The following is a 13,277-nucleotide window of genomic DNA, read 5'->3' as shown; positions in this document are numbered from 1 at the left end:
TCGACCGTACCGCACAACCGCGGTCAGGCCGGGCGTGCGGTCAGGCCGGGCGGGCGCCGACGGCGTCGCGGATCTTGGCGCCCTCCGCGCCCTCGACCGCGCGGGCGCAGTGTGCGCAGCAGAAGAACCGACCGTTGACCTCGACGCCGTGCCCGGCGATCTTGACTTGGCAGTGCTCGCAGACCGGTGCCATCCGGTGGATCGCGCACTCGAACGAGTCGAAGGTGTGCACGTCGCCGCTGACGGTGTGCACCTCGAACGTCATCCAGTAGTCGTTGCCGCAGACCTCGCAGGTTGCCACGGAAAACCCCCCGTATCAGGACATGTAAGTACAGACTCCCTGACTTGAGTTGGCGGAGGGGCGAAATGTCGTTGTCCACCGGTCTTGGCGGCGTGTCGGCTCGGCGTGTCGTCCGTTATGCCGGGTGAACCGCCGCGACCCCCGGAGGATCACAGTGATCAAGCGCAACAAGCTCTTCGGCAGCCAGACCCGCGTCACCTTCTGCCTGCCCCGCGATGCCCCGGCCGGCCCGGTGAGCGTCGTGGGCTGCTTCAACGGCTGGGAGCCGGGCCGGCACGAGCTGGTGACCCGCCGCGACGGCACCCGGACGGTGACCGTGAAGCTTCCGCCGGGGGAGTACCGGTTCCGCTATCTCGCTGCTGGCGGCGTCTGGCTGGACGACGAATCAGCCGACCATGTCGACGATCGGGGCAGTCTGCTCCGCCTCTGACAGAAAACTCGTCACCATCGATGGATTTATCGATGGGGGTCTTTACTGTTAACAATGTTTAAATTACGTTGAGGGGCACCCACCGGACCTGGAGAAGGAGCTGCCCCGATGCGTCGAAGAATGACTGTCCCGCTGGTGGCGGCGGGTGCTGTCGCCGCCACCCTCACCGTCGCCGCCCCCGCGCAGGCGCACGGCTACGTCTCCGCCCCACCGAGCCGGCAGGCGCTCTGCGCGCAGGGCCGGGTGCCCGACTGCGGGCAGATCAAGTACGAGCCGCAGAGCGTCGAGGGGCCCAAGGGCCTGCGCAGCTGCCACGCCGGAATCGCCCAGTTCGCCGTCCTCAATGATGACGGCCGGGGCTGGCCGGCCACCTCGGTCGGCAGCTCGCTGACCTTCACCTGGGTGAACACCGCCCGCCACGCCACCAGCAACTGGGAGTACTGGATCGGCAACACCCGGGTCGGCGTGGTCAACGGCAACGGCCAGCAGCCGGGCGCCACCGTCTCGCACACCGTCAACCTCGGCGGCTTCAGCGGCCGGCAGAAGATCCTCGCGGTGTGGAACATCTCCGACACCGCGAACGCCTTCTACTCCTGCATCGACGTGCAGATCGGCGGCGGAGGCGGCACCAACCCCACCCCGACCACCTCACCCACCCCACGGCCCACCCCGACCACCACGCCGACCACTCCGCCCGCCACGGGTGGCAGCTGGACGACGGGTCGGGCGTACCAGGTCGGCGACCAGGTCACCTACGGCGGGCTGACGTACCGCTGCCGGCAGGCGCACACGGCGATCCCCGGGTGGGAGCCGCCGAACGTACCGGCGCTCTGGCTTCAGGTCTGACCGCACGGGTGCGGCCCCCGGTCGCACCCGTGTCGCCACCCCCGCGTGAACGGAGCACCCAGCATGCCCCGCCGTACCCAGCTGGCGTCCCTGCTCGCCGCTCTGCTGTTCACCGGCGCCTGCGCCGGATCGCCCACGTCGACCCCGTCAGCCATGCCGCAACCGGCTCCCGCGTCCCCGGCCGGGTCGGTCGCCGGATCCGCCGGCGCCGGGTCCGGGGGCGCCGGCTCCACGGCCGACGGTGACGCGATGAGCGGCATCGACGTGGTGTTCCTGAGCACCATGGTCGGACACAGCGAACGCACCCTGCAGATCGTCCGGCTGGCCCGGGACCGGGTGCGCGACGACGCACTGCGGACCCTCGCTGCCGCCATCGAGGCGACCGAGGCCGACGAGCTGGCCGCGATGCGGGGCTGGTTGCCCACGGCCGGGCCAGGCGCCAGCGCGGCGGCACACCAGCACGAAGGACACGGCGACGACGCCGCGCTCGACCGGCTGCGGACCGCGCCGGACGCGGACGTCGATCGAGTGCTGCGCGAGGTGCTCGCCGACCACCAGCGCTCGGCGGCCGACCTGGCGCGAGCCCAGGTCGGCGTCGGTCGAAACGAGCGGGTCCGCGACCTGGCCCGGCGGATCGAGCAGTCCCGGACCGCCGAGGTGGAGCTGCTCAGCGGTACGCCGTGAGCGCGTCGGGCCCGCCGGACAGCTCAGGTCAGCGGGGTTCCAGCCGGATGGAGACCGAGTTGACGCAGTGCCGGGTGTCCTTCGGGGTGAAGCCCTCACCGTGGAAGACGTGCCCGAGGTGACTGTCGCAGCGGGCGCAGCGGATCTCTGTACGGGCCATGCCGAGGCTGCGGTCCTCGATTTCCTTGACCCGGCCGGGAATGGCGTCGTCGAAGCTCGGCCAGCCGCAGTGCGAGTCGAACTTCGTGTCGCTGGAGAAGAGCTCCAACCCGCAGGCGCGGCAGTGGTAGACCCCCTGGGTCTTCGTGTCCACGTACTCGCCGGTCCACGGGCGTTCGGTGCCGGCCTCCCGTAGGACGTGGAACTCCTCGGGTGACAGTCGGACCCGCCACTCGTCCTCGGTGCGGGGCAGCTCGTTGTCGTCAAGACTCACCCGTCAACGGTACGTCGAACGTCGGGGTCGTGGCATATGGTCGCGAGATGGCTGGCACCAAGGCAGCGGTCACCGAGGTCGAGGTGGCCGGGCACAGCGTACGGCTGAGCAGTCCGGATCGGGTGATCTTCCCGCAGCGGGGCTTCACCAAGGCGGACGTCTTCCACTACTACCTCGCGGTCGGCGACGGGATCATGCGTGCCCTGCGGGACCGGCCCACTACGCTGCAACGCTTCCCCGAGGGCGTCGAGGGCGAGATGTTCTTCCAGAAGCGGGTGCCCACTCGAGGCGTACCCCCGTGGGTGGCGACCTCGGAGATCACCTTCCCGAGCGGTCGGAGCGCGGCCGAGCTCTGCCCGGTCGATCTGGCGCACGTGGCGTGGGCGGCGCAGATGGGCACGATCGTGTTCCACCCGTGGCCCGTGCGTGCCGCCGACGTCGATCGACCCGACGAGCTGCGCATCGACCTGGACCCACAACCCGGCACCGACTTCGCCGACGCGGCACGGGCCGCCGGGGAGGTCCGGGCGCTCCTCGACGAGCTGGGTGTGGCCGGTTGGCCGAAGACCTCCGGTGGCCGAGGCGTGCACATCTACCTGCGCATCCAGCCGCGTTGGACGTTCACCGAGGTGCGCCGGGCGACCATCGCGCTCGCCCGTGAGGTGGAGCGTCGCCACCCCGACCTGGTCACCACCGCCTGGTGGAAGGAGGAGCGCGGCAGCCGGGTTTTCGTCGACTTCAACCAGATGGCCCGGGACCGGACGATCGCCTGTGCGTACTCGCTACGGGCCAACGCGCGGGCGACCGTCTCGACCCCGGTGACCTGGGACGAGCTGCCCGACGTCGACCCGGACGACTTCGACCTGCGTACCGTCCCGGCCCGGTTGGCCGAGCGCGGCGACCCGCACGCCGGCATCGACGACGCCCCGTGGGACATCACCCCGCTGCTGGAATGGGCCGAACGAGACGCCGCCGCCGGTCAGGGCGACCTGCCGTACCCGCCGGACCACCCGAAGATGCCCGGCGAGCCCAAGCGGGTGCAGCCGAGCCGCGCCAAGCGCACCCCCGGCGACGAGAGCACCTGACCGAGGTCCTTCACTCGACCGGTGTTTCCCGTCGATGCTCGGCCGGCCCGAGGCTGTCGTACGTCTGTTCTAAAATTTGTCTGTGATCGATGAGTTGGCGCGGGCGGAGAGTGCGGTGGCGGCCTGCACCGACGCCGCCACGTGGCCCCTCTCCGAGCACGATCTGATCGCGGCGCTCGAGGTCACGCACCGGCTCCAGCAGCGGCTGGCGTCGGCGCAGTTGGCGGTCGTCCGGGAGCTGGACGGTCGAGGCACCGCGGTCGCGCAGGGCGCCTCCTCGACTGCCGTGTGGCTGCGCCACCGCCTGCGGCTCGACATCTCCGCCGCTCGTCGGCTGGTCGGCCTCGCCGCCTCGGTCGACGCCGCCCCGCCCGCCGTGCGGGGCGCCCTGGCGGACGGGGCGGTCAGTGTGGAGCAGGCCCGGGTCATCGCCGACACGGCCGCAACGGTGTCGGCGTGCGCCGGTGCCGAGGTCGCCGACAAGGCCGTTGGTGTGCTGGTCGAGTGGGCTGGGCAGTTCGACCCCACCCTGCTGCGCAGAATGGGCACCCGGATTCTCGACCATGTCGCTCCCGACATCGCCGACGCCGCCGCTGCGGCGGCCCTCGCCGCCGAGGCTGCTCGGGCTGCCCGCGACCGGCACGTCACCATCTCCGAGCAGACCGGCGGGCGGCTACGGCTCACCGGCACCCTCGACGCGGAGGCCGCCGCGCTGCTGCGCGCGGTCATCGACCCGCTGAGCCCACCCGCCGGGCCCGACGACACCCGCTCCGCCGAGCAGCGCCGCCACGACGCCCTCGCCGACGTGTGCCGGCTCGCGCTGCGCACCGGTGAGCTACCCGAGAGCGGCGGCGATCCCGCCCAGATCGTCGTCACCACCAGCTACGACGGGCTGACGCGGCAGCTGGGCGCCGGCGCCCTCGACATCGGCCTGCGGCTCGCTCCCGACACGGTCCGCCGGCTCGCCTGCGACGCCGCGATCCTGCCCGCCGTGCTCGGCGGCGCCGGCCAGGTCCTCGACGTCGGCCGGCAACGCCGCCTCGTCACCGGCCCGCTCCGCCGTGCCCTGGTGCTGCGCGATGGGGGCTGCGCCTTCCCGGGCTGCGACCGGCCGCCACGCTGGTGCGCCGCCCACCACATCCGCCACTGGGCCGACGGCGGGCCGACCAGCCTGGACAACGCCGTCCTGCTCTGCGGTCACCACCACCGGCACGTCCACCAGTCGGACTGGGCCGTCCGGCTCGGCGACGACGGCCACCCGGAGTTCGTACCGCCGGCCTGGCTCGACCCCGACCGGCTCCCGCGCCGCAACCGCTACCACCGACGAACGTAGGCCGGGGTCCTTATCGGACGCTCCGCGCGCGATTCGACAACTGAGGGCGGTTCCCGCGAGACCGGCGGAGTCCTGAACTGGACAGCGCACCGGATGTGGCTCTACGCCGACGTCGAGCCGGCATCGCAGCTGCGGCCGGCGCCACCGCCGGACGCGGTCGTCATCTACATCGACAACCTGTGACGCGTTGCCCCGCCTCGTCCCGCTGCAGGACCGGCACGCTGACGTCGACGACTAGCAGACCGATTGACATTCGATAGGTAACGAGCGAAACTCGATGCATGGTGACAGAGCATCGAGCGGTAGCCGCTCTCCGAGTTTTCCTTGTGGTGCTGTTCGGGGTCCTGGTGGTGTTTCAGACCCTCTCGCTGCCAGGGCAGTTCGCGTACATGGCCAAGGAGTCGCCGCAGGACGCCTACCTCCGGTGGCCGGCGACCGCCGTGACGGTGTTCTGGGTGCTGTGCGTTCAGGTGGTCATCGTCGCTACGTGGCAGCTGCTCAGCCTGGTCAAGAAGGACCGCATCTTCACCGAGGCTTCCCTGAAGTGGGTGGACGCGATCGTGTGGGCCATAGCCGCCGCGTGGGTGGTGCTCGTGGGGGTCTTCCTCTGGGTGGGGTTCAACGCGGATGATCCAGGGCTGCCGCTGGTGCTCTTCCTGCTCACCGTGGGGGTCACCGTACTCGGGCTTCTCATGGTCGTGATGCGTGCGCTGCTGCGGCAGGCAACCACCCTGCGGACCGACATGGAAGCGGTGATCTGATGCCCATCGTCGTCCGCATCGACGTCGAGTTGGCCAAGCGCAAGATGAGCGTCGGTGAGTTCGCCGAGCGTGTCGGGCTCACACCGGCCAACGTCGCGGTGCTGAAGAACGGCCGTGCCAAGGCCGTCCGCTTCAGCACGCTGGAAGCGATGTGCCGGGTGCTCGACTGCCAGCCCGGGGACCTGCTCGAGTGGGTTGAGGGGGAGGAAACCTCATGAGGTACGTCCTGACTGTCCTCGCGGTCCTCGGGGTCGCGCTCGGCGTCGCCGGCATCGCGCTCGGGGAGGCCGACGACTCGCCGGGCCTCCAGCTCCTGGGCGTCGTGCTGGTGATCGGCGCGGTCGCGTTCGGCATCCGAAACGTTCGGGGCGGCAGCTGACCGCCCGGGCGCGCGGGGCCAGCCGGAGCTGACCCTCCTCGGAATAACGATCATGTAACGGGCGCGAACCTTTCCTGGTAGGTGGCCTGTCTTGATGGTCGTCGGCCCGCCAGGGCCAGGGGAGGCGTCGGATGAAGCTGGTGTGGAGGCGGGCCCGCGAGGCGCGAGGGCTGTTGGTTGCCGCGGTGATCGCCGCCCTCGTCGCCGTCGCGTTGGTCACCGGCCTGTCCGACTACAACCGTCGGGCGGTGGATGCCGGGCAGCGCGCGCTGGTCGCCGCCTCGCCAGCGGAGGAACGCGGTCTGCTGGTCAGTGGCTCCGGCGGACGCGACGCGGCCGAGTTCGCCACCCGCGACAAGGCGGTACGGGACGAGTTCGGCGACGGGTTCGCCGGCGTCCCGGTCAGCATCGCCGTCGCCCGGTACGGCACCGGCCGGGAGCTGACCGGCGACCTCGGATCGGCCCCCCGCCCGGACGACGATCCGATCTTCGCGAACCTGGCGACCCTCGACGACCTCGCCGGGCACGCGGAGCTGACCAGCGGAGCGTGGCCCCGCCCCGGGGCGAACCCGATCCAGGTGAGCCTGCCGGAGCGGGTCGCCGGCGCGCTGGGCCTGAGCGTCGGCGAACGCATCCCCGTGCGTGACCGGGCCACCGAACGACGTGGCGAACTGGTCCTGGCCGGCACCTGGCGGCCCCGCGACCCGGCGGACGCGTACTGGCTGCTCGCCCCCGGGGTGGGGACGGGCAGCGCCGGCTCCGGCACCTCGTACGGGCCGTTCGGGCTCGATCCGGCCGACTTCGCGGCCACCTTCCCAGGCTCGGTGTCGGCGTCCTGGCTGGCCGAACCGGACCTCGGCGGTGTCGACACCGCCAACCTGCCCGCCGTGCGGAAAGCCCTCACCGAGGCCGCCACGGCGGTGCCCGAGGCCGCTGAACTGGGCAGCTCCGGGCAGGTGGTGACGAAGATGGAGCAGTTGCTGGACCGGATCGCCCGCGCCGACCTGGTGGGTCGCTCCTCGTTGGCCACCCCACTGTTGCTCATCCTGGTGCTCGGTGGGTACGCGCTGGTGCTGGTCGCCGCCCTGCTGCACGAGGACCGCCGTCCGCAGACCGCGCTGCTGCGTGCCCGGGGCGCTGCCCGCGCGCAGCTGGCCGGCCTGGCCGCCCGCGAAGCGACCCTGGTGGTCGCCCCGGCCGCCCTGCTCGGGCCGCTGATCGCCAGTGAGGCGCTGCGGTACATCCGACCCGGCGGGTCGTCTGACCTCTCCACCGCCGGCGGCAACACCACCCTGGTCTGGGCGGTGGCCGCCGCCACCGCGGCCGGCTGCCTTGTCGCCATGGTTCTCCCGACGCTGCGCAGCGCCGGCACGTACGTGGCCGACATGGCCGCACGGTCCCGGCCGAACCGGGCGGCGAGCGTCCAGCGTGCCAGCGTCGATCTGGTGCTCGTGGCGCTCGCCGTGCTCGCCTGGGTGCAGCTGCGGCGGTACGCCTCCCCGCTGGCCGGCTCGGGCAACGGACTCGGGCTCGACCCGCTGCTGGTCGCCGCCCCGACGCTCGGCGTCCTGGCCGGTGCCGTACTGGCGCTGCGGGTGCTTCCGCCGCTCACCCGGTTCGCCGAGCGGTTCGTCGACCGACGCCCCTGGACGGCCACCATGTTCGGCATGTGGCAGGCCGGTCGGCGTCCGCACGCCGGCCCGGTGCTGCTGCTCGCCCTCGCCGTCGGTGGCAGCACCCTGGCCTGGTCGCTGATCAGCACCGGCGAGCGGTCCCAGGTCGAGCAGGCCGGTCACACGGTCGGCGCCGACCTCCGGGTGACCGAACGGGCCGGGTCCGCCCCACCAACCAGGACCGGTCAACTCGCCGCGCTACCGGGTGTGGACCGGGTGCTTCCGGCCTGGCGGGACGAGATACGCGTCGGCCGGGAGGACCTGCCGGTGACCGTGATCGGTGTCGACCCCGCCAGCGCCCCCGGCGTCGTTCGCCTCGCCGACCGCCTCGCCGACGGATCAGCGTCGGAGCAGTACAAGCGGATGGTCGGCGCGCGGGGGATCCCCGCGGGCGTCGAGCTGCCCGCCGACGCGCGCGCCATCACCGGCACGGTCCGTACCCCGGTGACCCAGGCCGTCCGGCCGCTCCGGGTCGCGGTGACGCTGCTGGTCACCAGCTCCGACGGGCTCGCCCTGCGGCTGCCGGCGGCCGACGCCGACAGCGACGGCCGGGCCACCCGGTTCACCGTGCAACTGCCCGACGTCGGTGGGGCGCGACTGCGGCTGGCCGGGTTCGAAGCCGACGGTGGGCTGGCCGCCGGCAACTCGTACCGGCTCCAGGTGGACGGGTTGACGGTGGTCGGTGCCGACGGCACGACCCGACCCGCCGGGCTGAGCGGCGACTGGGTGATGACCGCCCCCGGCGAGAAACCCACGCGGGTGCAGCCCACCGCCACCGGCTTCGACGCGGCCCACGCGGTGGAAGTGATTCCCGGCGGGCAGTTCGCGTACCAGCCGCCCACCCGGTTCGCCGTCGTGCCGGCGGGAGAGAACAAGCCCGTACCGGTGCTGATGACCCCCCGGGTACGCGACGCACTGAGCCTGGGCGTCGGCGACACCGTCGACCTGACCCTCTCCGGTGCGACGCTGCGGGTCCACCTGGTCGGTGAGCTGACCGCCGTGCCGACCACCACCGGGGAAGGCGTGCTGCTGGACCTGCCCAGCGCGGTCGACACGCTGATTCGGGACAGCGGCTCCGTACGACCCGTACCGGAGTGGTGGGTCGGCGCCAACGACGCGACGGCCGCCGCCCGAGCGGCCGGTGAGCTGCCGGGAGTCACCGTGCTCAACCGGGAGGCGGTGATCGAGTCGGCCGCCGACGACCCGTACTGGCAGGGCTCACGTACCGGGATGCTCGCCGCCGCGCTCGGCGCGGTGCTGCTCGCCCTCGTCGGGCTGATGGTGGACGTGTGGGCCACGGCGCGGCACCGGCTCGGCGAGTTCGCGGTGCTGCACACCCTCGGCGCCACGCCTCGGCTGCTGGCCCGGGCGCTGCTGGCCGAACAGACCTTCCTCGCCGGCATCGGCGTGGGGGTCGGGCTGCTGCTCGGCGCCGCCGTCGGCGCAACCATGGCCCCACTGGTCGTCCTCACCCCGGCCGCCGGCCGGCCGATTCCCCCGGCGACGTTCGCGCTGCCCTGGGTGCCGATCGGCCTGACCGCGGTCGGTCTACTGCTGGCGGCGCTCGCCTTCAGCGCGTTCATCGCCACCGGCATCCGACAGCGGGTGGCGGCGGTGCAGCTGCGAATCGGGGGAGAACGATGAGCGTCGGCGCGGCCGTCCGGCGGGTCCGGGCGTACGGCGGGCAGTTCCTGCTTCTGGCGGTGCTGACCCTGGTGGTCACGCTGCTGATCAGCGGGGTGCCCCGGCTGGTCAACCGGCTGGCCGAGCAGGGGCTGCGGGCGCAGCTGACCAGCGAGCCGGCCGCCCGCCGAGACATCTCGTACGCCACCGGTGTGGTGACCGCGACGTCGAGCAACACGGCGATGGGCAACGCCGCCGGGCGGTTCGACGCCTTGGCTGCGGAGATGCCGCCGCAGGTGCGCTCGGCGGTGACCGAGCGGTGGTACACCGTGGAGAACCCGGCGGCCCGCGTGGTCGGGCCGGACCTCGCGGCCCGCAAGCTGCTCGTCGACCTGGGCCTCCGGGTGGTGCCCGACATCCAGGACGCCAGCACCCTCGTCGAGGGGGCGTGGCCGAGCGAGACGTACGTGCCCGGACGACCGATCGAGGTGGCGCTCGACGCCGACGTGGCCGGCAAGCTCAACCTGCGCGCCGGCAGCCAACTGCGCATCGGCAACGCCGATCGCAAGGGCAATCTCTTCGACGCCGCCCCGGTGGTGGTGGCCGGGCTGTTCCGCCCCACCGACCGCGCGAACGGCATCTGGGACGGGCTGCCACCGCTGCTGCGGATCACCGAACCGCGCGGCGACGGTGAGCCGTTCATCGTCGTCGGTGTGGTCGCTCAGTCGGTCTTCAACAAGCGGGCTGCGGAAGGCTGGCCGATCCAGTCCACCTGGCGGTACCGACTGGGTATCGACACCATCGACGCACGCCACCTGGACCACGTGATCGACGGCCTGCAGGTGATGCAGCGCGAGAAGCCGTCGGGTCTCACGTTGACCCAGGGCGTCGATGTTCCGTTGCGCGCGTTCGCCGCCCAGGTGAACGCCGCCCGTACCCTGCTCGCGGTGATCGCGGCCGGCGTACTGGCCACCCTGGCCGGACTGATCGTGCTCGCGGCCACCCTCGCCACCCGACGGCGTCGCTCGGAGTTCGTGCTGCTGCGCGCCCGTGGCGGCGCGGCCACCGCCGGCGCCCGGCGTAGCCTCGCCGAGTCGCTGCTGGTGGTGCCGGTCGCCGCCGCGCTCGGCTGGTGGCTGGGCACCCTGTTCCCTGGTGACCCGGACCCCACCACGCCGTACGCCATCGCGGCGACCGTGCTGGTCACCCTGGCACTGCCGGTGGCGACACTGGCCGTACCGGTCGCCGGGGCGGCCCGCCGGGACCTGGTCCGGGTGCGCCCGTCGGCTCGTCGGCTCACCGTCGAGGTTTCCCTGCTGCTGTTGGCCGGGCTCGCCGCGGTGCTGCTGCGCCGGCGCGGCCTCACCCTCGGTGAAGTGGACCCGCTGCTGGTGTCGGTGCCGGTGCTGCTCGCGGTCGCCGCGGCGGTGCTCGCGCTGCGGGCGTACCCCTGGCCGTTGCTGCTGGTCAGCCGGCTGGCCGCGCGGACCCGGGGCAGCGTCACCTTCCTCGGCACGGCGCGGGCCGGCCGGTCGGCGGTCGCCGCACCGCTGGTCGTCGTCGTGCTGGCGATCGGTACCGCGGCGTTCTGCGCGGTCGTCGCCGCCGGCGTCGACGCGAGCCGGGAACGGGCCGCCCAGCAGATCGTGCCCGCCGACGCGGTGATCCGCGGGGAGCGCTTCGCACCCGACACCGTCGACGAGGTCGGTCGCCTACCGGGGGTCCAGGCCGTCACGCGGGTGCTGTACGAGTCTGACGAGCGGGTGGCGGCCGACGAGGTCGGCACCGACGCGCGGCTCGCCCAGACGTCAGTGCTGCTGGTCGACGGCGCGGGACTGGACGCGGTGGTCCGCGAATCCGGGGTGGACCTGCCGGTTCCGGCCGCGTTGCGCACCGCCCGGCCCGGCCCGGGGGCGCTGCCGGCGGTCGTCTCCCCGGCGGTCGCCGCCGACCTGGCCAAGGCCGGACTGGACCGGTCCGCCTTCATCTCGGTACAGGGCCAGCGGTACGAGTTCCGGGTGGCCGGCACCGAGGAGAGTTTCCCGCTGCTGTCGGCGGACGCCAGCCGGTTCGTGATCCTGCCCTGGCAGGCGCTGCCGGCGCGAAACACCACGCCCGCGCCGACCAGCCTGCTGATCGCTGGCGACCCGCTGAACGCGGAGGCGCTACGCCGGGCCGGCGACCAGGGCCAGGAGCGGTACCAGCGCACCGGGGCGGTGACCGGCAAGGACCGGCCGATCGGGGTCACCGTCGACACCCGGGCGGGCGTCCGGCGGGATCTCGGTAACGGCGGGGCGAACGGAGTGCTGGCCTTCGGGTTCGTGGCCGGCGCCGTCGGCGGCACCGCGCTCGGGCTGCTGGCCATCGCCTTCACCGTGCTGGCCGGGGCGCGGGCCCGGGGCCAGGTGCTGTCCCGGCTGCGTACCCTCGGCCTGTCCCGCCGGCAGTGGCGAGGGCTGCTGCTGGTCGAGTTGACCCCGCTGGTCGCGGTGTCGGTGCTGACCGGTGCGCTGGTCGGTGCGGTGCTGCCCCTGCTGCTCAACCCGGTGCTCGGCCTGTCCGCGTTCACCAGTGGTGTGCCCGTCCAGGTGGCCTTCGAGCCCAGCCTGGTCGCCGCGGTGCTCGCGCTCGGGGCGGTCGCCCTCGGCTTCGCGGTCGCCGTCGAGGCCCTGAACAACCGCCGGTTGCGCCTCGGTGAGGTGCTCCGGCTCGGAGAGGAGAGCTGAGATGACCGCTACCGCCCAGACTCCACTGGTGCCTGACCTGGCCGCCCTGCAACAGCGGGCCGCACAACGCGCCGCCGAGCGGGCCGGCGGGCAGGACCGGCTGCGCGGGCACATCGTCTGCGATGGCCTGGTGCGCATCTTCAAGACCGAGGGGGTGGAGGTGGTCGCCCTGCAGGGGCTCGACCTGGTCATCGACCGGGGTGAGCTGGTGGCGATCGTCGGCGCCTCCGGCTCGGGAAAGTCGACCCTGCTCAACATCCTCTCCGGCCTGGACACGCCGACCGCCGGCATCGCCCGGGTGGCCGACTACGACCTGCTCTCGCTGTCCGCCAAGCGGCGGTTGAGCTACCGACGGGAGCTGGTCGGGTTCGTCTGGCAACAGACCGGCCGCAACCTGCTTCCGTACCTCAGCGCGCTGGAGAACGTCGAGCTGCCGATGCAGTTGGCCGGCAAGCGCAGTCGGAAGGCCCGCCGTGAGCGGGCCCGGGAACTGCTCGACATGGTTGGCGTGGGTTACTGCGCGGACCGGCGGCCGGGGCAGCTCAGCGGCGGCGAGCAGCAGCGGTGCGCGGTGGCGGTGGCGGTGGCGAACGACCCGGAGGTGCTCTTCGCCGACGAGCCGACGGGTGAACTGGACGAGGCGACCGGCGCGGACGTCTTCGCGGCGCTGCGCACCATCAACGCCGAGCTGGGCGTGACCATCGTGGTCGTCACCCACGACCACGCCGTGGCCACGCAGGTCCGCCGGACCGTCGCGATCCGCGACGGCCGGACCGCCTCCGAGGTACGCCGGACCGCTCGGATCGACGCGGACGGCAACACCGAGCTGATCAGCGAGGAGTACGCGGTGCTCGACCGGAACGGCCGGATGCAACTACCGGCCGCGTTCGTCGACGCGCTCTCGTTGAAGGAGCGGGTCCGGCTCGACCTGGAGCCGGACCACGTGCAGGTACGGCCCGGTGACCGGGCTTCGAACGAGCGGGGGGCACGGGCGTGAGCCGTC

General features: G+C 72.7%; 13 protein-coding genes. 11 read left to right on the top strand and 2 right to left on the bottom strand.

Annotated features, from left to right (window positions below; translation table 11 throughout):
* Window positions 1–40 precede the first annotated feature (40 nt).
* Complete coding sequence (locus tag ACQEUX_RS17170) at window positions 41–301, bottom strand: Prokaryotic metallothionein (RefSeq protein WP_433048352.1); 261 nt, start codon at window positions 299–301, stop codon at window positions 41–43.
* A 154-nt stretch (window positions 302–455) separates the two neighbouring features.
* Between ACQEUX_RS17170 and ACQEUX_RS17165 the strand changes: the two genes are divergently transcribed.
* From ACQEUX_RS17165 to ACQEUX_RS17155, 3 genes are all read left to right on the top strand, one after another.
* Window positions 456–731, top strand: a complete 276-nt coding sequence (locus tag ACQEUX_RS17165; protein ID WP_433048349.1) for an isoamylase early set domain-containing protein — start codon at window positions 456–458, stop codon at window positions 729–731.
* 108 nt (window positions 732–839) lie between these two features.
* The gene (locus ACQEUX_RS17160) at window positions 840–1,577 is read left to right on the top strand and encodes a lytic polysaccharide monooxygenase (RefSeq protein WP_433048347.1); all 738 of its coding nucleotides are present in this window, start codon (window positions 840–842) and stop codon (window positions 1,575–1,577) included.
* 63 nt (window positions 1,578–1,640) lie between these two features.
* Entirely contained in the window at window positions 1,641–2,261 is a 621-nt protein-coding gene (locus tag ACQEUX_RS17155; protein WP_433048344.1) for a DUF305 domain-containing protein, read from the top strand.
* Between the two features lie 28 nt (window positions 2,262–2,289).
* Here the strand turns inward: ACQEUX_RS17155 and msrB are convergent, their stop codons facing one another.
* A complete protein-coding gene (gene msrB, locus ACQEUX_RS17150; protein WP_433048341.1) occupies window positions 2,290–2,694 on the bottom strand; it encodes a peptide-methionine (R)-S-oxide reductase MsrB in 405 nt (134 codons plus the stop codon).
* A gap of 47 nt (window positions 2,695–2,741) precedes the next feature.
* Here msrB and ligD point away from each other — a divergent pair, with 47 nt between their 5' ends.
* The 8 genes from ligD (at window position 2,742) to ACQEUX_RS17110 (ending at window position 13,271) form a co-directional block, all read left to right on the top strand.
* Complete coding sequence (gene ligD / locus ACQEUX_RS17145) at window positions 2,742–3,779, top strand: non-homologous end-joining DNA ligase (protein WP_433048339.1); 1,038 nt, start codon at window positions 2,742–2,744, stop codon at window positions 3,777–3,779.
* 82 nt (window positions 3,780–3,861) lie between these two features.
* Window positions 3,862–5,112: a DUF222 domain-containing protein gene (locus ACQEUX_RS17140; RefSeq protein WP_433048336.1), complete on the top strand. Its 1,251-nt coding sequence runs from the start codon at window positions 3,862–3,864 to the stop codon at window positions 5,110–5,112.
* A gap of 347 nt (window positions 5,113–5,459) precedes the next feature.
* Window positions 5,460–5,873: a DUF2975 domain-containing protein gene (locus ACQEUX_RS17135; protein WP_433048333.1), complete on the top strand. Its 414-nt coding sequence runs from the start codon at window positions 5,460–5,462 to the stop codon at window positions 5,871–5,873.
* Window positions 5,873–6,091, top strand: coding sequence for a helix-turn-helix domain-containing protein (locus ACQEUX_RS17130; RefSeq protein WP_433048330.1), 219 nt, complete (start codon window positions 5,873–5,875; stop codon window positions 6,089–6,091). Before ACQEUX_RS17135 ends, ACQEUX_RS17130 begins: the two co-directional genes overlap by 1 nt.
* Entirely contained in the window at window positions 6,088–6,252 is a 165-nt protein-coding gene (locus tag ACQEUX_RS17125; protein ID WP_433048327.1) for a hypothetical protein, read from the top strand. The genes ACQEUX_RS17130 and ACQEUX_RS17125 overlap by 4 nt, the downstream gene beginning before the upstream one ends.
* Before the next feature lie 131 nt (window positions 6,253–6,383).
* A complete protein-coding gene (locus tag ACQEUX_RS17120; RefSeq protein ID WP_433048324.1) occupies window positions 6,384–9,569 on the top strand; it encodes an FtsX-like permease family protein in 3,186 nt (1,061 codons plus the stop codon).
* Window positions 9,566–12,274 carry an FtsX-like permease family protein gene (locus tag ACQEUX_RS17115; RefSeq protein ID WP_433048321.1) on the top strand — a complete coding sequence of 903 codons (2,709 nt, stop codon included), beginning with the start codon at window positions 9,566–9,568 and terminating at the stop codon, window positions 12,272–12,274. The genes ACQEUX_RS17120 and ACQEUX_RS17115 overlap by 4 nt, the downstream gene beginning before the upstream one ends.
* A gap of 1 nt (window position 12,275) precedes the next feature.
* Window positions 12,276–13,271 carry an ABC transporter ATP-binding protein gene (locus tag ACQEUX_RS17110; RefSeq protein WP_433048318.1) on the top strand — a complete coding sequence of 332 codons (996 nt, stop codon included), beginning with the start codon at window positions 12,276–12,278 and terminating at the stop codon, window positions 13,269–13,271.
* Window positions 13,272–13,277 lie beyond the last annotated feature (6 nt).

It is taken from the genome of Micromonospora sp. CA-259024, from assembly GCF_050936255.1.
Taxonomy (GTDB): Bacteria; Actinomycetota; Actinomycetes; order Mycobacteriales; family Micromonosporaceae; genus Micromonospora.
The sequence above is the reverse complement of the archived record's forward strand: the minus strand, read 5'-3'. Positions and strand labels throughout refer to the sequence as shown.